This is a genomic window from Micromonospora sp. NBC_01405 (genome assembly GCF_045040155.1).
GTDB lineage: Bacteria > Actinomycetota > Actinomycetes > Mycobacteriales > Micromonosporaceae > Micromonospora.
Genome location: NZ_CP109532.1, coordinates 281037 through 300384, shown reverse-complemented (window position 1 = coordinate 300384; position 19348 = coordinate 281037). Strand labels below are relative to the sequence as shown.

Sequence of the window (19348 nt, the reverse complement as noted above, 5' to 3'; positions counted from 1 at the left end):
GGGCAGGGCCCGTCTCCTGCCTGGCGCGTCGATAGGAGCGGGTGTGGACCTGAGCACTGACCTGGCCGGTGTCGGGCGCGCGGGGCCCGGGATCCGCACCCGCCCCGTGGTGGTGCAGCACTCGGCCGGGACGCCGGGCGCGAACGGGCCGCTCACCGCCGTCGAACGGGTGCTCGCCTCCCGGCTGGCCGACCGGTACGACTTCGTCCGGATGCACCAGAGCAGCGGCAACGGCGCGCTCAACGTCGGCCTGCTGCGGGACTGGGTCGCCCTGCTGCGCCGGGTCCGGCCCGACCTGGTGCACGTGCGCGGCCTGCAGAACGAGGGGTTCCACGGCGTCCTCGCCGCCCGGCTGGCCGGCTGCCGGCGGGTCCTGGTCACCGTGCACGGGACCGTGCGGGACCTGCGGCGGGTCGACCGCCCGGTGCGCCGCGCGCTGCTGGTGCGCGGCGCCGAGCCGCTGACCCTGCGGGCGGCCAGCCACGTCGCGACCGTCTGCGAGTACGCCGCCGGCCGGGACTTCCTGCGCGGCTGCGCCGACCGGTTCCTCGGCGTCATCCCGAACGGGGTGCCCGTGCCGGCGCGGCCGGACGCGGCCCGGGACCGGGTCCGCGCCGACCTCGGGCTGCGCCCCGACGACCTGGCGATGATCGTGGTGGCCCGGCTGACCTGGGAGAAGGGCTTCGGCGTGCTGGCCGAGGCGCTGCGCCGGCTACCGCCGGCCCCGGACCGGCCGGTGCTGCTGGTGGCCGGCGACGGCCCGGCCCGCGCCGACGTCGAGGCCGCCCTGCGGGACGCCGGCACGGCGCGGGTACGGATGCTCGGCAACCGCGCCGACGTGCCGGACCTGCTCTGTGCCGCCGACCTGTTCGTCTTCCCCACCCTGCACGAGAACCTGTCCAACGCCCTGCTGGAGGCGATGGCCCACGGGCTTCCGGTGGTGGCCTCGGCGGTCGGCGGCAACGTGGAGGTGCTGCGCGACGGCGGCGGGCGGTTGGTGCCGGCCGGTGACCCGACGGCGTTGGCCGACGCGCTCGCCGCGCTGCTGGGCGACGCCGGGACCCGGGCGCGGCTCGGCGCGCGGGCCCGCCGCACGGTCGTCGACCGGTACAGCCTGGACGCGATGCTCGGGGCGCTGGACACGGCGTACCAGCGGATCCTGGCGGGCTGAGCGGTGCCGGCCGGCGACACGCGTGACCGGGAGGTGCCGCCCCGGGTCGTCCTGCTCGGCTTCACGCTGCCCGACGAGGCGCTGGACCGGGTGATGGCCGGGGACGCCGTCCACTCCACCCAGACCCACGCCTTCGCCTGGGGGCTGGTGAGGGCGTTGTGCGACGCCGGCTGCCCGGTCCGGCTGCTGTCCGCCGCCCCGGTCTCCACCTACCCCCGCAACCCCCGGATCCGGTACCGGGCCGCCCGGTTCCGCCACGCCGGGGTGGACGGCCAACTCCTCGGCTTCGTCAACCTGCTCGGCCTCAAGCACCTCACCCGGTTCGTCGCGGCCTGCCGGCGGGGCTCGCGGATGCTGCGGGAACAGCCCGCCGACGTGCTGCTGGTCCACGGGGTGCACACGCCGTTCCTCTGGGCCGGCCTGGTGCTGGGCCGGCTGCGCGGGGTCCGGATCGTGCCGGTGCTGACCGACCCGCCGGGGGTGCCGCTGCCGCACGAGGGCCGGCTGGTCCGGCTGCTGCGGTCCGTGGACGTCGCGCTGGTCCGGGCCGCCCTGCGCCGGTGCGCCGGCGTGGTCGCCCTGACCGGGCCGCTCGCCGAGGACTTCGCGCCCGGCCGTCCCCGGCTGGTGCTGGAGGGGATCTGCGCCCCGCCGGTCGCCGTCCGACCCCGGGTCGCCGTCGCCGACACCCGGCAGATCGGGTACGCCGGCGGGCTCAGTCGCGCCTACGGCGTGGACCGCCTGGTCGAGGCGTTCCGCGGGCTGCCGGGGCCGGACCTGCGGCTGTGCGTCTTCGGCCGGGGCGAGCTGGAGGGGTGGCTGCACGAACAGGCCGCGCTCGACCCGCGCGTCGCTCCACCGCGGCTGCTGGACCGCGGCGACCTTGTTGGGTGGCTCGCCGGGGCGGCGGTGCTGGTCAACCCCCGGCCGGTCGACCAGCACTTCGTGCCGTACTCGTTCCCGTCCAAGCTCATCGAGTACCTCTCGGCGGGGGTCCCGGTGGTGACCACCCGGTTGCCCGGCATTCCCGCCGACTACGACCCCCACCTGGTGTACGCCGACGACGACAGCGCCGCCGGGCTCCGGGACTCGATCCGGCGCGCGCTGGAGCTGTCCCCGGCGAGGGCCGCCGCGCTCGGCGCGGCGGGACGGTCCTTCGTCGCCGAGACCAGGGGCCCGGTTGCGCAGGGCCGCCGGCTGCGGGCGTTCCTCGGCGCGCTCGGTCCCGCCGCCGGCCGGATCGACGCCGGCGGGCACCGGGCCGGGGGTGCCCGGCAGCCGGCCGGCGGGCGCGGGACGGAGCGGCAGCCGCTGGCCGCGCCCGAGCCGGGGCCGTGAGCCGCCCCCGGCGGCCGACTCCTCCTCCGTCCCTTTTGCAGTAACTTGCCGGATCGGCGGTCGTTGTTCAGCGGGTGGCCCGGCTACGCGCCGGCCGCCGCCGTGCAGACCGACCAGTGGTGGGGGAGATCGTGAAGGTAGTGGTGACCGGAGGCGCGGGTTTCATCGGCGCCAACCTGGTCCGGGCGCTGTGCGAGGCCCCGCAGGTGACCGACGTGGTGGCGGTCGACGACCTCTCCACCGGTGCGGTGGAGAACCTGCTCGACGTGCCGGTCCGGCTGGCGCGGGGCACCGTCCTCGACCCGGACCTGCTCGACGAGGCCTTCGTCGGCGCGCAGAGCGTGGTGCACCTGGGCGCGCTGGGCTCGGTGCCCCGCTCCATCGACCGGCCGCTGCCCAGCCACCACGCGAACGCCACCGGCACCCTGATGGTGCTGGAGGCCGCCCGGCGGCACGGGGTGCCCCAGGTCGTCCTCGCGTCGTCCTCCTCGGTGTACGGGGCGAACCCCGTCCTGCCCCGGCGGGAGACGCTGCGTCCGATGCCGGTCAGCCCGTACGCCGTGTCCAAGCTGGCCGCCGAGGCGTACGCCCTGTCCTACGCGTCCTGCTACGGGCTGTCCGTGCTGCCGTTCCGCTTCTTCAACGTGTTCGGCCCCCGGCAGGCGGCGCACCACGCGTACGCCGCTGTCGTGCCCCGCTTCGTCGCCGCCGCGCTTGCCGGCCGGCCGCTGCTGGTGCACGGCGACGGCCGGCAGACCCGCGACTTCACCTACGTGGGCAGCGTGACGGCGGTGATCGTGCAGGCGGTGCTGCGCCGGGTGGCGGCACCCGACGCGGTCAACCTGGCGTTCGGGGCCCGGGTGTCGCTGCTCGACCTCGTCTCCGAGCTGGAGGACGTGCTCGGCCGCCGGCTGCCGGTGGTGCACGAGCCGCCCCGCCCCGGCGACGTGCGCGACTCGCAGGCCGACTGCGGCCGGCTGCGGGAGCTGTTCCCCACGGCCTGCCCGGTGCCGCTGCGCGTCGGTCTGGAGGAGACCGTGGCCTGGATGGCCGGCCACGTGCTCGCCGGACACTAGTGCCGAGCGTCCCGGCCGGACTCGTCGAGCGGGAGAGACCCCCGCCCGGGGCCCACCGGCGCGCGCCCGACCGCACCCGCCGGCTCGTCACCGGCGTCTGCACCGCCGTGCTCAGCCGGCTGGCCGGGTTCGTGGTCCCGATCGTGCTGGTCCCGGTGACGCTGCCCTACCTCGGCACCGACCTGTACGGCCTCTGGATGGCTGTGGCCGCGCTCGCCGGGATGGCCGCCTTCGCCGACCTCGGCCTGGGCAGCGGCCTGATGACCAAGCTGGCGCCCTGCCAGGCGGCCGGCGACCACGAGCTGGCCCGCCGCTACGTCTCCAGCGCCTACCTGACGCTGTCCGTGTTGGCGGTCGCCCTCTGCGGCGTGCTCTGGCTGATCGCCGACGCGGTGCCCTGGGCGTCGGTGTTCAACACCACCGGTCAGATCACGCCCGGGCAGGCGCGGACGATCGCCCTGACCTGCCTCACCGCGTTCGTGCTCAACGTGCCGCTGTCGCTGATCGTCCGGGTCCAGTACGCCTGCCAGCAGGTCGGCCGGAGCAACCTCTGGCAGGCCGGGGCGGGCCTGGTCGGGCTGCTGGTGGTGCTCGGCATCGTCCGGGCCGGGCTGCCGCCGGTGGCGATCATCGTGGCCTCGGCCGCCGCGCCGCTGGTGGTCAACCTGCTCAACAGCCTCTGGTTCTTCTGGCGCGACGGCTCCCGGATCCGGCCCCGGCTGCGCTGCGTCGACCCGCGCGCCGCCCGTGAGCTGCTGAGCCTCAGCGGGCTGTTCTTCGTGGTGACCGTGGTGACGTCCGTCGCGACCAGCGTGGACACGCTGATCGTCGCCCACGCCCTCGGCCTGTCCGCCGTCGCCGCCTACGTGGTGCCGGCGAAGCTGCTCGCCCAGCTCGGCCAGCTCGTGGTGCTGGTGAACGTGCCGCTCTGGCCGGCCAACGGGGACGCCCTGGCCCGGGGTCAACTGGCCTGGGTGCGGCGGATCACCCGCCGGATGACCGTCGTCTCGGTGCTGGCCACCCTGCTGCCCACCGTCGTCCTGGCGTTCGCCGGTCAGCGGCTCCTCGACGCCTGGCTGCCCGTGCCGATCGGGGCCGACCCGTGGCTGCTGGCCGGGCTGGGCGGCTGGTGGGTGGTGCAGGCGGCGCTCTCGCCGCGCTTCATGGTGCAGAACGCCGCCGGCGTGGTCACCCCGCAACTGGTCGGCTGGGCGGTGTTCGCCGTCCTGTCGCTGGTCGGCAAGTGGTACGGCGCCTCCTGGTTCGGGCTCTGGGCGGTCCCCTGGGTCGCGGTGGGCGGGTTCGCGCTCACCGTCGTCCCCGCCGCCCTGTACGGCTACCGCAAGGCGCTGCGCCGGCCCGGGCGTCCGGCGTCGGAATGGAGATCCGATGGACAGTTGGTCGGCTGAGGAACATCCCCGGGTGCTGGTCGTCGGCGCGGCGGTGTTCGGCCGCGCCTCGGGCACCGGGATCACCCTGTCCAACCTCTTCGCCGGCTGGCCGCGACAGCGGCTGGCCCAGCTCTACGCCGAGGACCGGGAACCCGACACGGACGTGTGCCAGCGGTTCCTGCGGCTCGACCCGCGCTCCGCGCCCGTGGAGTACCACCTGTTCCGCTGGCGGGCCCGCACCACCCGGGGGACGTCGTCGGGCGCGCGGAACGGCTCGGCCGTCGGCGGGGCGGGCGTCGAGCCGGGGCCGCTGCGCGCCCGGATGCGGGCCGAACTGCGGGCGTTCGTCGACCTCAGCCCGCTGCGGGTGCCCGCCGGGACGCGCCGGTGGCTGCGGGAGCAACGCCCGCAGGTGGTCTACGCGATGCTGGGCAGCATCCGGCAGATGCGGCTGGCGGTGCTGGCGGCCCGGGAGTGCGGGGCGCCGCTGGTGCCGCACTTCATGGACGACTGGCCCACCACCCTGTACACCGACCGGCAGACGTTCGGCGTCGCCCGGCACGTGCTGCTCGCCGGGGTCCGGGAGGTGGTCCGGCACTCGTCGTACGGCCTGGGGATCAGCGAGCCGATGGCGCGGGAGTACCAGCGCCGCTACGGGCTGCCCTTCGCGGCCTTCGGCAACTGCGTCGACCCGGCGGACTTCGTCGACCGGCCGGACCCGGCCCGGCCCGCCGGGGCGGTGCTGGACCTCGTCTACGTCGGCGGGCTGCACCTGGACCGCTGGCGGTCGCTGCGCCGGGTCGGCGAGGCCCTCGGCCGGCTCGCCGCCGACGGCCTGCGGGCGCGGCTGACCGTACACGCGCCCCCACAGGACCTGGCCCGGTACGGCGAGCGGCTCGGGCTGCCCGGCGTCCGGCTGGGCCGGTCGCTGGCCAGCGACGAGGTCGCCACGGTGCTGCGCCGCGCCGACGTGCTGGTGCACGTCGAGTCGTTCGCCGAGGAGCACCGCCACTACACCCGGTACTCGCTGTCCACCAAGATCCCCCAGTATCTCGCCGCCGGCCGCCCGGTGCTTGGCTTCGGCCCGGCGGAACTGGCCTCGATGGCCCACCTGGACGCGGCCGGGGCCGGCACGGTGGTCGGCGTCGACGACCCCGACCGGCTGGCCCGGGAGGTCGCCCGGATCTGCGCGGATCCCGCGCTGCGCGAGCGGCTGGGCCGGCAGGGGCTGGACTTCGCCGTCCGCCACCACCGGGCGGACCAGGTGGCTGCCCGGTTCGCCGAGACCCTGGCGCGGGCCGCCCGGCGGCCGGTCGGTCCCGCGCCGGAGTCCCGGCGCGACCCGGCCGGGGCAAGGGTCGGCCTGGGGTGAGGGCCGGGCGGGGCCGGACCACGTGTTCCGTCCGGGCTCACCCGGTGGCGGGCACCTGGGCTGTCGGCCGAGGCCCCGCGCTCGGGGCCTGCGGTGTCGCCGGGGCGCGCAGCGTGGGCAGCACGGTCAGCATGGCCAGGACCAGCCAGGCGGCCGGCGATGCCTCCCACTGGCCGGTGAGCCAGATCGGCAGCATCAGCGCGGTGAAGCCGCAGGCCAGCAGGCGGCCGACCGGCGCGGCCCGGGCGGTCGCCACCAGGGCGGCGGCGAGCGTGCCGAAGTAGAGCAGCACGCCGATCAGTCCCAGGTCGTTGCCGATGGTCAACAGCAGGTTGTGCGGGCCGACGCCGTACGGGTTGGTCGCCATGAGCACCCCCGGCCCGGAGCCGGTGAGCAGGTGCTCCGACCAGGTGGTGACGGCGTAGGGCCAGAGCCACAGCCGTCCGGAGATGTCGCCGGTCGCCCGGCCGTACATGCCGTCGAGCCAGGTCATCGTCCAGCTCGGGGTTTTGCCCAGTGGTACCAGGAAGAGCAGCGCGGGCCCGAGCACGCCGAGGCCGAGCACCGTCGGACGGGGCCAGAACCGGGCCGCCAGCATGGCGATCACGCCGAGCAGCACCCCGATCGCCGCGCCCCGGGAGCCGGTGAGCAGCACGGCCCAGAGCAACAGCGCCCCGGCGGCCGGCGGCACGAGGCGCCACCGCCGGTGACGTGTCACGGCTGCGGTCAGGATCGCGGCGACCACGATCCCGGCGACCAGCGTGTAGGCGGTGAGGTTCACCTCCCGGCCCTCGACGCCGAACCGGTGGGCGACGTCGAGCACCTGCCCCCGCGAGCGGAGGTCCTCGGCCGCTCCCGTGACCACCTCCTGAGCGACGACCACGCAGCCGGCGAGGAACGTCCCGCCCACCAGCAGCAGGTCCCGCCGGGTGCGCAGCACGTGCCGGCAGGCCACGAAGAGCAGGCAGACCGTCGCGTACCGGTAGGCGCCCATCGCCGTGAGGTCCGGCCGGTCCGACCAGAGGTCGGTGTTGTAGGCCCAGCCCGCGGTCGCCGCCGCCAGGGCGTCCGCCCAGCGCGGCCGGGGAATCCGGCCGCTGAGCAGCAGCGCCACCACGGCCATCGGGGCCAGCCAGTTGAACGACCACCACGGCGGGCGGGCCGCCCAGAACGCGATCCAGCAGAGCAGGACGACGCTGGGCAGGCCGGTCGGCCACGCGCGGAGCAGCCACGCGGCGGGCCCATCCGCCCGACGGCGCCGCCGCCCCGGGCCGGACGGGACCGGGCCCGCCGGACGGTCCGCTGCCCGCGACTGCCGCGCCCCGGCGGGGGTACGCGGGCCGAGTCGAGGTGGCGAGGTGGTCATCGGAGCGCGCACCGCCCGGGGGTGGCCACGGTCGGGCTCGCGCCGGCCGGGCGGCACCGGGCCGGGTGCGGTGGTCGAACTGGCGACATGGTGCTCCTTCGCTGACGGACCGCGCCGCCGCCCGGGTCGACCACTCTGCTGTGGAGCGTGACGGGACCGGTCGGGACCGCATGGTCCGCGCCCTTTGTACCAGTTGGGGCGTGCCGAGGTGGGTGAATCGGCGCGAACCGTTCTCGATGGGCCCGCCCGCGGCAGGCCCGCCAGCGAGGCCCGGGAGGGTAATTTCCCCCTGTCTTATCCGCTTGAGAGGGATTCGAGGATATAACCCGAAACGCGTATCTGTGGGTGCGGGCCGTCGTTGACCCGGGTGCCGCACCGGAGCCAGGTCAGGTCCGTGCGGTCGCCCGCGCGGCCGGCGGATCGGCGCGGCACGGGCGGGCGGAACGGGGAAAGCCGTCCGCCGGCCGTGACGAACGGGAGAGGCTATGGCTTTCACGACCTCGGGCCGCCGGGTGCTCATCACCGGCGGCACCGGTTCCTTCGGACAGACCATGACGCGCCGCCTGCTGTCGCAGGACGTGGGCGAGGTGCGCATCCTCAGCCGCGACGAGGCCAAACAGGACGCGATGCGCCGGACCCTCGGCGACGAGCGGGTCCGCTACCACGTCGGCGACGTCCGGGACCGGGACACGGTCGAACGGGCGACCCGCGAGGTCGACTTCGTCTTCCACGCGGCGGCGCTCAAGCAGGTGCCGTCCTGCGAGTTCTTCCCGCTGGAGGCGGTGCGCACCAACATTCTCGGCAGCGCCAACGTGGTCGAGGCCGCCGCGCGCAACGGGGTCGGCTCGGTGGTGGTGCTCAGCACCGACAAGGCGGTCTACCCGGTCAACGCGATGGGCATGAGCAAGGCCCTGATGGAGAAGGTGGCCCAGGCCCACGCCCGCAACGATCCGCGCAGCGCCACCACGGTCTCGTGCGTGCGGTACGGCAACGTGATGTACTCGCGCGGCTCGGTGATCCCGCTCTTCGTCGAGCAGGTCAAGGCCGGCCGGCCGCTGACCGTCACCGACCCGACGATGACCCGGTTCCTGATGTCGCTGGCCGACTCGGTCGACCTGGTCGAGCACGCCTTCCACCACGCGCAGCCCGGCGACGTCTTCATCCGCAAGGCAGCCGCCGGGACCATCGCGGACCTCGCCGAGGCCGTCTGCCGGCTGTTCGACGTGCCGTGCAAGCTCGACGTCATCGGCGTGCGGCACAGCGAGAAGTTGCACGAGACGCTGGCCAGCCGGGAGGAACTGGCCCAGGCCGACGACTTCGGGGAGTTCTTCCGGGTGCCGATCGACGGACGGGACCTGAACTACGCGCTGTACGTCTCCGAGGGCGAGCTGGGCGAGGTGCCCCGGGAGGACTTCAACTCGGCCAACGCGCCCCGGCTCGGCGTACCGGAGATCATGGAGCTGCTGCGCGGCCTGCCGGAGATCCGCGCGGAGCTGGCCCTGCGGGAGCCGGTGCCGGCGTGCTGAGGCTGGCCGTCACCGGCGCCGGTGGCTTCCTCGGCTGGCACGTCCGGACGCTGCTGCGCGCCCTGGGCCGACCGGAGCCCGTCGTCGTCACCCGGGCGGACCTGACCGACCCGGACGCCGTCGCCGCGAAGCTCTCCGGGGTCGACCGGGTGCTGCACCTGGCCGGCGTGAACCGGGGCGACCCCGCCCAGGTGGCCGCCGGGAACGTCCAGCTCGCCGCGCAGCTCGCGCACGGGCTGCGGCGCTGCCCCGACCCGCCGGCGGTGGTCTTCGCCAACTCGGTCCAGGCCGGCAACGGCACCCCGTACGGCGACGCGAAGGCCGCCGCGGCGGAGATCCTGGCCGGCACTGGGGCCGCCCTCGACGACGTGCTGCTGCCCAACCTGTACGGCGAGCACGGCCGGCCCTTCTACAACTCGGTGGTCGCGACCTTCTGCCGACTGCTCGCCTCCGGCGACACGCCACAGGTGCAGCTCGACCGGGACATGGAGCTGGTGCACGTCACCGACGCCGCCGCCCGGCTCGTCGGCGTGCCGGCCGGCGGGTCCTGGGACCCGGACATGCCGGTGCTGCGGATCGGGGTGGGTGAGCTGGCCCACCGGCTGACCGGCTTCGCCGACGCCTACCGCCGGGCGGAGGTCCCGCCGCTGCGCGACCGGCACGATGTGCGGCTGTTCAACACCTACCGCTCGCACATCTTCCCGTCCGGCGTCCCGATGCCGCTGCCCCGGCGCTCGGACGCCCGGGGCGAGCTGGTGGAGACGGTCAAGGTGCACGACGGCGGCGGCCAGAGCTTCTGCTCGGGCACCCACCCCGGGGTGACCCGGGGGGAGCACTTCCACCTCGCCAAGATCGAGCGCTTCGTCGTGCTGCGCGGCTCGGCCGAGATCGCCCTGCGCCGGGTCGGCCACGCCGACGTCGTCCGGTTCGCGGTCGCCGGGGACGAGCCGGTCGCCGTAGACATGCCGACGATGTGGGCGCACCGGATCACCAACACCGGTCCCGCTGAGCTGGTCACCCTGTTCTGGGCCAACGAGATCTTCGACCCGGCCCGGCCCGACACGTACCCCGAGCCGGTCGACCTGCCGGCCCTGGTGTCGAGCGCGGTGGTCGCCGGATGAGGATCGGCCTGGTCAGCCAGTGGTACCCGCCGGAGGGCGCCTTCATCCAGGACAACCTCGCCGCGGAACTCGTCGCGCGCGGGCACGAGGTGAAGGTGCTCACCTCCTTCCCGAGCTATCCGTACGGCCGCGTCTACCCCGGCTACCGGCAGCGGTGGTACGACTGCGTCCGCACCGGAGGGCTGACCGTGCGCCGGGTGCCGGCGTACCCCAGCCACGACCGGTCGCCGGTGCGCCGGGCGGCCAGCTACCTGTCCTTCGCGGCGACGAGCGCGGTCGCCGGGGCGCGCTACCTCGCCGACGTCGACGTGACGTACGTCTACCACCCGCCGCCGACGTCCGTTGCCGCGGCCGTCGTCGGCCGGCTGCTGCGCGGCACGCCGGCCGTCCTGCACGTGCAGGACCCGTGGCCGGAGTCGGTGCTGCACTCCGGGATGGCGCCGCAGGGGCGCGCGGGCCGGCTGCTCGACGGGGCGATCGCCGGGGCCATGCGGCGGATCTACCGGTCGGTCACGGCCGTCGCGGTGATCTCGCCGACGATGGCCGAACTCGTCATCGAACGGGGCGCGGACCCGGACCAGGTGCGGGTGGTCTGGAACTGGACCGACGACCGGCTGTTCCGGCCGGTGCCGGCCACCGACGCCGCCCGCGCCGCCATCGGCCACACCGGACGCTGCACGATCATGTTCGCCGGGAACCTGGGGCTGCTCCAGGGGATCGAGACGGCGGTCCGGGCCGCCGCCGCGACCCGCGACCTCGTCGACCTGGTGCTGGTCGGATCGGGGGTGCAGGAGGAGAGCGCCCGCCAGCTCGCCGCCGACCTCGGCGCCCACAACGTCCGGTTCCTCGGCCGCCGCCCGCCGGAGCGGATGGCCGAGCTGTACGCCGCGGCCGAGTACCAGCTCATCTGCCTGCGGGACGCCGCCGGCCTGCGGGGGACCGTCCCGTCGAAGCTCCAGGCGGCGCTGGCCTGCGGCCGTCCGGTGATCGTCTCGGCGGGCGGCGACACCGCCCGGCTGGTCCGCTCGGCCCGGGTCGGACTCACCTGCCCGCCGGAGGACTGGCGGGCGCTCGCCGACCGGTTCGCCACCGCGGCGGCCCAGCCCGTCGCCGAGCGGCGGGCGGCGGGTGACCGCGCCCGCCAGGTGTATCTGGACCGCATGTCGCTGCGGGTGGGAGTCGACCAGTTGGAGGACATCATGATCAAGGCCGCGGACCGGGGGAGGCGTCGATGACGCGCGTCATGACGGTGGTCGGGACCCGACCCGAGATCATCCGGCTGTCCCGGGTCATCGCCCGGCTCGACCGGACGGTCGACCACGTGCTGGTGCACACCGGGCAGAACTGGGACCCGACCCTGTCCGACGTCTTCTTCACCGAGCTGCGGCTGCGCCAGCCCGACCGCTACCTCGGGGTGGACACCACCTCGCTGGGCAGCGTGCTCGGCGGCGTGCTGACCGGGGTGGAACGGGCGATCGAGGACCTGCGGCCGGACGCCCTGCTGGTGCTCGGCGACACGAACAGCTGCATCGCCGCGCTGATCGCCCGGCGGATGCGGGTGCCCGTCTACCACATGGAGGCCGGGAACCGCTGCTTCGACCTGAACGTGCCGGAGGAGACGAACCGGCGGGTGGTCGACCACGTGGCCGACTTCAACCTGGTCTACACCGAGCACGCCCGGCGCAACCTGCTGGCCGAGGGGCTGCACCCCCGTCGGATCCTGCACACCGGGTCACCGATGCGGGAGGTGCTGGAGCACTACCGCGCCGAGATCGACAAGTCCGGCGTCCTGGAGCAGCTCGGGCTGACCCCCGGCGGCTACTTCCTGGTCAGCGCCCACCGGGAGGAGAACGTCGACGACGCCCTCCGGCTGGCCCGGCTCCTGGACTGCCTGCGGGCGGTCCGGGAGCACTGGGACCTGCCGGTGCTCGTCTCCACCCACCCCCGTACCCGCAAGCGACTGGCCGAGCTGGCGCCCGACCCGGCCGACCTGGCCGGCATCACGTTCCACGAGCCGTTCGGCCTGTTCGACTACGTACGCCTGCAGGCGCAGGCCCGCTGCACCCTGTCCGACAGCGGCACGATCAGCGAGGAGGCGGCGATCGTCGGCTTCCCCGCGGTGACGCTGCGCAACTCGATCGAACGCCCGGAGGCCCTGGACAGCGCCGGCATCCTGCTGACCGAGCTGGACCCGGACGCGGTCCGCGAGGCGGTGACGGTCGCCATCGCCCAGGTGGCGTCCGCAGGAGTGCCCTGCCCGGCGGACTACCAGGTCACCGACACCTCCCGCCGGGTCGTCAGCTTCGTCCTCTCCACGGTGCGGCTGCACCACGGCTGGGCCGGCATCCGGCGCTGACCGGCCCGACCGGGCCGGGGGCGGGTCAGCGCCCGCCGGCCCGGTAGGCGGGGAAGAACCCGCCGTCGCGCAGGTCGGTGACCGGGCAGCCCAGGCGGTGGGCGCGGGCGGCGGTCAGCGCCGCGTACCGGTCCCGGTCGAGCACCACCGCGCCCGTCCACCAGGGGACGAGGGCGCCGCCGAACGACGTCTTGAAGCGGAGCAGCCCGTCGTCGCCGCGCACCCCGCCGCCGAGGTGCACCCGGGCGCAGCCGGTCTCGGCGGCCCACTCCAGGATGCGCCAGACCAGCAGGTTGTTGGCGCCGTCGCGGGCGGCGGCCGGCTCCGAGCCGGCGAGGTGGTAGTGCGCCCGGTCCCGGTGCCGCAGCACGAGCGCCGCCGCGACGACCTCCCCGTCGGGGTCGCGTACCGAGGCGAGCAGCAGGTCCTTGTCCAGCCCCGACGACAGCAGCCGGTAGTACCCGTCGGGGAACAGGTAGCGCTCGGCGCTGCCGATGCGGCGCATGGTCCGCTCGTACACCCGCCGGAACGGCGCGGCGGCGGTGAGGTCGAGGGCCGTGGCCGGCCGCAGCTCGGCCGTCAGCCCCGCGTTCCCCGCCTTGCGGACGGCGGTGCGGGCCCGGCCCGCCATCGCCTCCCACACCCGGCGGGGGCCCGCGTCCACGGCGACGGCCACGGTCTCGCCGTGCTGCGCCAGCCGTACCGTCCCGAGTGCCCGGACGGCCGCCACCGGCGCGGGATCCAGCGGCGAGAAGCGGAGGAAGAGGCTCACCAGGCCCTGGTCGCGCCAGCAGGCCACGGCCCGGGCCCAGAACCGGGCCAGGTCGTCGGGCGGGCAGCCGGGTTCGACGTGCAGACCGCAGTAGCCGTACGGGCTGACCCCGTCGGTCATCCCATCGGCGACGGCCCGGAGCACGTACGGGAGCTGGATCCGCCGCCCCAGCCGGGCGCTGTGCCAGGCGCCGCCCTGCGCCGCCGCGTCCGCCGTACCGTAGCCGGCGGTGAAGTAGACGTCGGGACAGTCGGCATCGAGCCGGCCGGCCTGCGGGCCCGGTCCGGTCAGGGCGAAGTCGCCCGTCACCGGCGGTCCAGGAACCGTTCGACGGCCCCGCACACGCGGTCGACCTGCCGCTCGTCGAGCGCGGACCCGCTGGGCAGGATGAGGCCGGTGTCGAAGAGGCGCTCGGCGACGCCGGTGACCGACGCGGGCGCGTCGGCGTAGACCGGTTGCAGGTGCATCGGCTTGAACACCGGCCGGGTCTCGATCTCGTCGAGGGCGAGCGCGGCGGCGAGGTCCGCCGCCCGCCAGCCCGCCCGGGCGGGGTCCACGACCACGGTGGACATCCAGCAGTTGCCGCCGCCGTCGTCGTCGCCGAGCAGGCGTACGCCGGGCACGGTGGCGAACAGCTTCGCGTACCGCTCCCGCAGCAGCCGCCGCCGGACCAGCATGCCGTTCAGGCGGTGCAGCTGGCCGCGACCGACCGCGGCGAGCAGGTTGCTGGGACGGTAGTTGTACCCGACCTCGGTGTGTTCGTAGTGCACCACCGGCTGGCGGGCCTGCGCGGCCAGGTACCGGCAGCGCGCGACGAACGCCTCGTCGTCGGAGAGCAGCATCCCACCGCTCGACGTGGTCATGATCTTGTTGTGCTGGAAGGAGAGGACGGCCGCGCGGCCGAACGAGCCGGCGGGGCGGCCCCGGTGGGTCGCGCCCAGGGACTCGGCCGCGTCCTCGATCACGGGCACCCCGGCGGCGGCGCACACCGGCAGCAGCGAGGTGTAGTCCGCGCAGGTGCCGAAGAGGTCCACGGACATGACCGCCCCGACCGGCGTCCCCGCCGCCCGCAGACGGGCCAGCAGCGCGGCCAGCAGCGACACGTCGAGGTTTCCGGTCTCCTCGTCGCAGTCCACGAAGACCGGCCGGGCACCGGTGTACGCGACGGCGTTCGCCGTGGCCGCGAAGGTCAGCGTCGGGACGATCACCACCTGCCCGGGGCCGACGCCGAGGCCGAGCATGGCCAGGTGCAGGGCGGCCGTTCCGGAACTGGTCGCCAGCGCGGCCCGGGTGCCGACCCGCTCGGCGGTCGCGTGTTCGAGGGCGGTGATGTCCGGGCCGAACGGGCCGACCTGCCGCGCCCGGAACGCGGCCAGCAGGTAGGCCTCCTCCACCGGCCCGAGGTCGGGCGGGGAGAGGTAGACCGGGTCGGCGGTCATGACGCCACGAACCCGGCCGTGCTGGGCGGAAGGTCGGTGCCGCTCTGCGGAACACGGGAGGAATCCACGTTTTCTCCGTCTCTCGCCTGGACCACGTCACATCGGTCAGAACCGTTCTACCAAACGGCGGACCGACGACCGTCGCTTTCACGTTTCGGGCGTGCTCGCGCGGGTCGGGCCCGGCGGGCCGGCAGACAGGCAGGCGGGGGCCGCCGTCGGGCGGGCCGGGGGATGGGCCGGCGGGCGGTAGAGTGCTGCCGGCCGCGCCTGGCGGCCCGGGTTGGACGTGAGGGGACGGGCCGTGCTGCACCTCAGGGTGATCGCCCCGCCGGACCAGTCGTCGGCCGTGACCGACCTGCTCGCCGCCGATCCCGGCGTCACCCACCTGGCGGTGCTCCCGGGGGCGGCCAGGCAGCCCGAGGGCGACCTCATTCTCTGCGACGTGGTCCGCGAGCGGGCCGACAACGTGCTGCGCGGGTTGCAGGAGTTGGGCGTCGAGGCGCGCGGCGGGATCGCCGCCGACGACGTGGAGCTGACGGTGTCCAGCGCCGCCGACCGGGCCGCCGCGGAGGCTCCCGGCAGCGGGGCGGACGCGGTGGTCTGGGACGAGGTGGCCGCGAAGACCGGGGAGCAGACCGAGCTGTCCGCCACCTACCTGGTGCTCATCGTGGTGGCCACCATGATCGCCGGGATCGGGGTGCTGCTCGACCAGCCCATCCTGATCGTCGGCGCGATGGTGGTCGGGCCGGAGTTCGGCCCGCTGGCCGCCCTCTGCGTGGCCCTGCTGCGCCGCCGGCCGGCCGTCGTCGGCCGCTCCCTGCAGGCCCTGGTGGTGGGCTTCCTGGCCGCCATGCTCGCCACCGTGCTCAGCACCTGGGCGCTGACCCTGGCCGGCCTGGTCGACCGGGACATGCTGCTCGCCGACCGGCCACTGACCGACTTCATCTGGCGGCCGGACGCGCTGTCCTGGGTCGTCGGCCTGCTCGCCGGGATCGCCGGGATGCTCTCGCTGACCTCGAAGAAGTCCGGCTCCCTGGTGGGCGTCCTGATCTCGGTCACCACCGTGCCGGCCGCCGCCAACGTCTCCGTCGCCGCCGCGTACGGGGTGTGGCACGAGGCGGCCGGCTCGGCGCTGCAACTGGTGATCAACCTGTGTGCGATCGTGCTCGCCGGGCTGGCCACCCTGGGTGTGCAGCAGGCCTGGTGGTGGCACGTGGCCCGGCGGGTCCGCCGCCGCACGGCCCGGTCCCGGCCGGTCGGCGGCTGACGGGATCCCACCCCGGCCGGATCGCCGCCCGGCCGTCCCGCCCGGATGCCGGCTCCCTGGGCGGTCCCGCCCGGCCCGGGGTCCGATCCCGGCCGGCTGCTCCCCGGCCCGGGTCGCCCCGGGTCGTTCACCAGTCGTCGCCGGCGGCCAGCCGCCGGGTGAGCAGGTCACGCAGCGGGACCGACTCGCCGTCCCGGCCACCCTCGCCGACGATCAGGGGCGCGGGGGCGGGCTGCGGGTCGGCGCCGAGGAGCCGGGCCCGCAGGCCCGCCGGGACGGTCAGCAGGTACCACCGGCCGGCGGTGTCCACCGCGCGGGAACGGGCCCGGTCGACGTACCAACCGGTGAGCCGGGTGCGGTACCGACCCTGGCCCGCGTACGGCACGGCGGCCAGCCGGGTCGGCCGCAGCCCGCGCCGGGTCGCCTCGGCCGTGAACCAGGCCACGATCTGTGCCGCCTCGGCGCGTTCGGCCGCCCGCCGCCGCTCGTCCGCCTCGGCGTGCGCGCGCACCGCCCGCCGCTGCCGCTCCCGCCACGGGACGTCGTCGTCGCCACCCATGCCGGCGACGGTACGCGCCGCGCCCGCCCCACCGCGACCGGTCAGGCCAGGCCGGCCCGGCGCAGCGCCTCGGCCATCGGCCCGTCGGCGGGCGGGGGAGTCCCGCCCCGGCCCGGCCGCTGCTGCGAGCCGCCGCGCCCCTGGCCGTCCCCACGGGGACCACCCCGCCCCTGGCCGCCCCCGGACTGCTTCCCCCGGCCGCCCCCGGATGGCTCACCCCGGCCGCCGCCGCCGGACTGATCGCCCCGGCCGCCGCCGGATGGCTCGCCCCGGCCACCGCGCTCGCGTCGCCCGTCGTCCGGACCACGCCGGCCCGCCTCGGTCTCGTCCTCCAGCCGCAGCGTCAGCGAGATCCGCTTGCGCGGCACGTCGATGTCGAGCACCTTGACCCGGACCACGTCGCCCGACTTCACCACGTCGCGCGGGTCCTTGACGAAGGTGCGGGACATCGCCGACACGTGCACCAGGCCGTCCTGGTGCACGCCGACGTCGACGAACGCGCCGAACGCCGCCACGTTGGTGACCACGCCCTCCAGCACCATGCCGGGGGTCAGGTCGCCGATCTTCTCCACGCCCTCGACGAACGTCGCGGTCCGGAACTCCGGCCGCGGGTCCCGCCCGGGCTTCTCCAGCTCGGCCAGGATGTCGGTGACGGTGGGCAGGCCGAACGTGTCGTCGACGAAGTCGGTGGCCCGCAGGCCGCGCAGGATCGCGCTCTGCCCGATCAGCGAGCGCAGGTCCTGCCCGGTGCGGGTGAGGATCCGCCGCACCACCGGGTACGCCTCCGGGTGCACGCTGGAGGAGTCCAGCGGGTCGTCGCCGCCGGGGATGCGCAGGAAGCCGGCGCACTGCTCGAACGCCTTGGGGCCGAGCCGGGCCACCTTCTTCAGCTCCTTGCGGGAGCGGAACGGGCCGTTGGCGTCCCGGTGCAGCACGATGTTCTCCGCCAGCCCGGCGCCGATGCCGGAGACCCGGGTCAGCAGCGGCGCGGAGGCGGTGTTGACGTCCACGCCGACGGCGTTCACGCAGTCCTCGACCACGGCGTCCAGCGACCGGGAGAGCTTCACCTCGGACAGGTCGTGCTGGTACTGCCCGACGCCGATCGAGCGCGGGTCGATCTTGACCAGCTCGGCGAGCGGGTCCTGGAGCCGACGGGCGATGGAGACCGCTCCGCGCAGCGAGACGTCCAGTTCGGGCAGCTCCTGCGAGGCGTACGCGGAGGCGGAGTAGACCGACGCGCCGGCCTCGGAGACCACCACCTTGGTCAGCGTCAGCTCCGGGTGCCGCTTGATCAGGTCACCGGCGAGCTTGTCGGTCTCCCGGCTGGCGGTGCCGTTGCCGATGGCGATCAGCTCGACGCCGTGCGCCCCGGCCAGCCGGGCGAGGGCGTCGACCGAGGCGTCCCACTGCCGGCGCGGCTCGTGCGGATAGATCGTGTCGGTGGCCACCACCTTGCCGGTGGCCTCGACCACCGCGACCTTCACCCCGGTGCGCAGGCCCGGGTCGAGGCCCATGGTCGCCCGGGTGCCGGCGGGGGCGGCGAGCAGCAGGTCGCGCAGGTTGATGGCGAAGACCCGCACGGCCTCCTCCTCGGCCGCCTGCCACAGCCGCATCCGCAGGTCGGCGCCGAGGTGGATGAGGATCCGGGTGCGCCAGGCCCAGCGCACCGTGTCGGCCAGCCACCGGTCGGCGGGGCGGCCGTGGTCGGTGACCCCGAACCGGCCGGCGATCGCCGCCTCGTACCGGCTCGGGCCGGTCGGCGCGGCGTCGGGGTCGTCCTCGGTCTCCGGGGCCATCGTCAGGTCGAGCACGCCCTCCTTCTCGCCCCGGAGCATCGCCAGGATCCGGTGCGAGGGCAGCTTCGGGTACGGCTCGGCGAAGTCGAAGTAGTCGGAGAACTTCGCCCCGGCCGACTCCTGGCCGTCGCGTACCCGGGAGACCAGCCGCCCCCGCGACCACATCTGCTCGCGCAGCGTGCCGATCAGGTCGGCGTCCTCGGCGAAGCGCTCGATGAGGATGGCCCGCGCGCCGTCCAGCGCGGCGGCGGCGTCGGCCACCCCCCGCCCGGCGTCGACGAACCCGGCGGCCCGCTCCCGAGGGTCCTGGCCCGGGTCGGTCAGCAGCGCCTCGGCCAGGGGCTCCAGCCCGGCCTCGCGGGCGATCTGCGCCCGGGTCCGCCGCTTCGGCTTGTACGGCAGGTAGATGTCCTCCAGCCGGGACTTCGAGTCGGCCGCCATGATCTGCGCTTCCAGGGCCTCGTCGAGCTTGCCCTGGCCGCGGATGGACTCCAGCACCGCGGCGCGGCGCTCGTCCAGCTCACGCAGGTAGCGCAGCCGCTCCTCCAGGGTGCGCAGCTGGGCGTCGTCGAGCAGGCCGGTGGCCTCCTTGCGGTAGCGGGCGATGAACGGCACGGTGGAGCCGCCGTCGAGCAGCTCCACGGCCGCCCGTACCTGTCGTTCGGCGACGCCGAGCTCGTCGGCTATCCGCTGGTGCACAGACTGGGTCACGATCTGATCCGCCTTCTCGGGTGGGTTCCGTCCTGCATTGTGCCGCCCGCCCCCGACGCCGCCGCCCTGACCCACCGCCCGCGCACG

15 protein-coding genes are annotated in these 19348 nt (G+C 75.3%); 10 read left to right on the top strand and 5 right to left on the bottom strand.

Annotated elements, in window-relative coordinates:
• Positions 1-43 precede the first annotated feature (43 nt).
• The 5 genes from OG559_RS01405 (at position 44) to OG559_RS01385 (ending at position 6348) form a co-directional block, all read left to right on the top strand.
• The gene (locus OG559_RS01405) at positions 44-1171 is read left to right on the top strand and encodes a glycosyltransferase (RefSeq protein ID WP_405111356.1); all 1128 of its coding nucleotides are present in this window, start codon (positions 44-46) and stop codon (positions 1169-1171) included.
• A 3-nt stretch (positions 1172-1174) separates the two neighbouring features.
• Complete coding sequence (locus tag OG559_RS01400; RefSeq protein ID WP_405111353.1) at positions 1175-2509, top strand: glycosyltransferase family 4 protein; 1335 nt, start codon at positions 1175-1177, stop codon at positions 2507-2509.
• Positions 2510-2652: 143 nt separating this feature from the next.
• Positions 2653-3585 (top strand): NAD-dependent epimerase/dehydratase family protein, encoded by a 933-nt coding sequence (locus OG559_RS01395; protein WP_405111350.1) that lies wholly within the window; start codon positions 2653-2655, stop codon positions 3583-3585.
• Entirely contained in the window at positions 3585-4994 is a 1410-nt protein-coding gene (locus OG559_RS01390; protein WP_405111349.1) for a lipopolysaccharide biosynthesis protein, read from the top strand. Before OG559_RS01395 ends, OG559_RS01390 begins: the two co-directional genes overlap by 1 nt.
• Entirely contained in the window at positions 4975-6348 is a 1374-nt protein-coding gene (locus OG559_RS01385) for a glycosyltransferase (RefSeq protein WP_405111348.1), read from the top strand. The genes OG559_RS01390 and OG559_RS01385 overlap by 20 nt, the downstream gene beginning before the upstream one ends.
• Before the next feature lie 37 nt (positions 6349-6385).
• On the opposite strand, the gene OG559_RS01380 is transcribed toward OG559_RS01385, so the two are convergent.
• Positions 6386-7726: an O-antigen ligase family protein gene (locus tag OG559_RS01380; protein WP_405111345.1), complete on the bottom strand. Its 1341-nt coding sequence runs from the start codon at positions 7724-7726 to the stop codon at positions 6386-6388.
• Positions 7727-8199: 473 nt separating this feature from the next.
• Here OG559_RS01380 and OG559_RS01375 point away from each other — a divergent pair, with 473 nt between their 5' ends.
• From OG559_RS01375 to wecB, 4 genes are read left to right on the top strand one after another with little or no spacing between them, the layout of a single operon-like run.
• A complete protein-coding gene (locus OG559_RS01375; protein WP_405111342.1) occupies positions 8200-9240 on the top strand; it encodes an SDR family NAD(P)-dependent oxidoreductase in 1041 nt (346 codons plus the stop codon).
• Positions 9234-10361 (top strand): NAD-dependent epimerase/dehydratase family protein, encoded by a 1128-nt coding sequence (locus tag OG559_RS01370; RefSeq protein WP_405111339.1) that lies wholly within the window; start codon positions 9234-9236, stop codon positions 10359-10361. Before OG559_RS01375 ends, OG559_RS01370 begins: the two co-directional genes overlap by 7 nt.
• Entirely contained in the window at positions 10358-11596 is a 1239-nt protein-coding gene (locus OG559_RS01365; RefSeq protein WP_405111336.1) for a glycosyltransferase family 4 protein, read from the top strand. Before OG559_RS01370 ends, OG559_RS01365 begins: the two co-directional genes overlap by 4 nt.
• Positions 11593-12717 carry a non-hydrolyzing UDP-N-acetylglucosamine 2-epimerase gene (gene wecB / locus OG559_RS01360; RefSeq protein ID WP_405111333.1) on the top strand — a complete coding sequence of 375 codons (1125 nt, stop codon included), beginning with the start codon at positions 11593-11595 and terminating at the stop codon, positions 12715-12717. Before OG559_RS01365 ends, wecB begins: the two co-directional genes overlap by 4 nt.
• Positions 12718-12742: 25 nt before the next feature.
• Here wecB and OG559_RS01355 read toward each other — a convergent pair whose 3' ends face one another.
• Together OG559_RS01355 and OG559_RS01350 are read right to left on the bottom strand one after the other, a co-directional pair.
• Positions 12743-13798, bottom strand: a complete 1056-nt coding sequence (locus tag OG559_RS01355) for a GNAT family N-acetyltransferase (RefSeq protein ID WP_405111330.1) — start codon at positions 13796-13798, stop codon at positions 12743-12745.
• Positions 13795-14928, bottom strand: a complete 1134-nt coding sequence (locus tag OG559_RS01350) for a DegT/DnrJ/EryC1/StrS family aminotransferase (RefSeq protein WP_405111327.1) — start codon at positions 14926-14928, stop codon at positions 13795-13797. Before OG559_RS01350 ends, OG559_RS01355 begins: the two co-directional genes overlap by 4 nt.
• A gap of 301 nt (positions 14929-15229) precedes the next feature.
• Here OG559_RS01350 and OG559_RS01345 point away from each other — a divergent pair, with 301 nt between their 5' ends.
• On the top strand, positions 15230-16195 hold the full coding sequence (locus OG559_RS01345) for a DUF389 domain-containing protein (RefSeq protein ID WP_405111324.1): 966 nt from the start codon (positions 15230-15232) through the stop codon (positions 16193-16195).
• 127 nt (positions 16196-16322) lie between these two features.
• Here the strand turns inward: OG559_RS01345 and OG559_RS01340 are convergent, their stop codons facing one another.
• Together OG559_RS01340 and OG559_RS01335 are read right to left on the bottom strand one after the other, a co-directional pair.
• Positions 16323-16754 carry a hypothetical protein gene (locus OG559_RS01340; protein ID WP_405111321.1) on the bottom strand — a complete coding sequence of 144 codons (432 nt, stop codon included), beginning with the start codon at positions 16752-16754 and terminating at the stop codon, positions 16323-16325.
• Positions 16755-16795: 41 nt separating this feature from the next.
• Positions 16796-19261 (bottom strand): Tex family protein, encoded by a 2466-nt coding sequence (locus tag OG559_RS01335; RefSeq protein WP_405111318.1) that lies wholly within the window; start codon positions 19259-19261, stop codon positions 16796-16798.
• Between the last annotated feature and the right edge of the window lie 87 nt (positions 19262-19348).

Coding starts and splice junctions, on each gene's coding strand:
- OG559_RS01365 (WP_405111336.1), top strand. CDS start 10,358: ATGAGGATCGGCCTGGTCAGCCAGTGGTACCCGCCGGAGGGCGCCTTC.
- wecB (WP_405111333.1), top strand. CDS start 11,593: ATGACGCGCGTCATGACGGTGGTCGGGACCCGACCCGAGATCATCCGG.
- OG559_RS01340 (WP_405111321.1), bottom strand. CDS start 16,754: ATGGGTGGCGACGACGACGTCCCGTGGCGGGAGCGGCAGCGGCGGGCG.
- OG559_RS01375 (WP_405111342.1), top strand. CDS start 8,200: ATGGCTTTCACGACCTCGGGCCGCCGGGTGCTCATCACCGGCGGCACC.
- OG559_RS01385 (WP_405111348.1), top strand. CDS start 4,975: ATGGACAGTTGGTCGGCTGAGGAACATCCCCGGGTGCTGGTCGTCGGC.
- OG559_RS01350 (WP_405111327.1), bottom strand. CDS start 14,928: ATGACCGCCGACCCGGTCTACCTCTCCCCGCCCGACCTCGGGCCGGTG.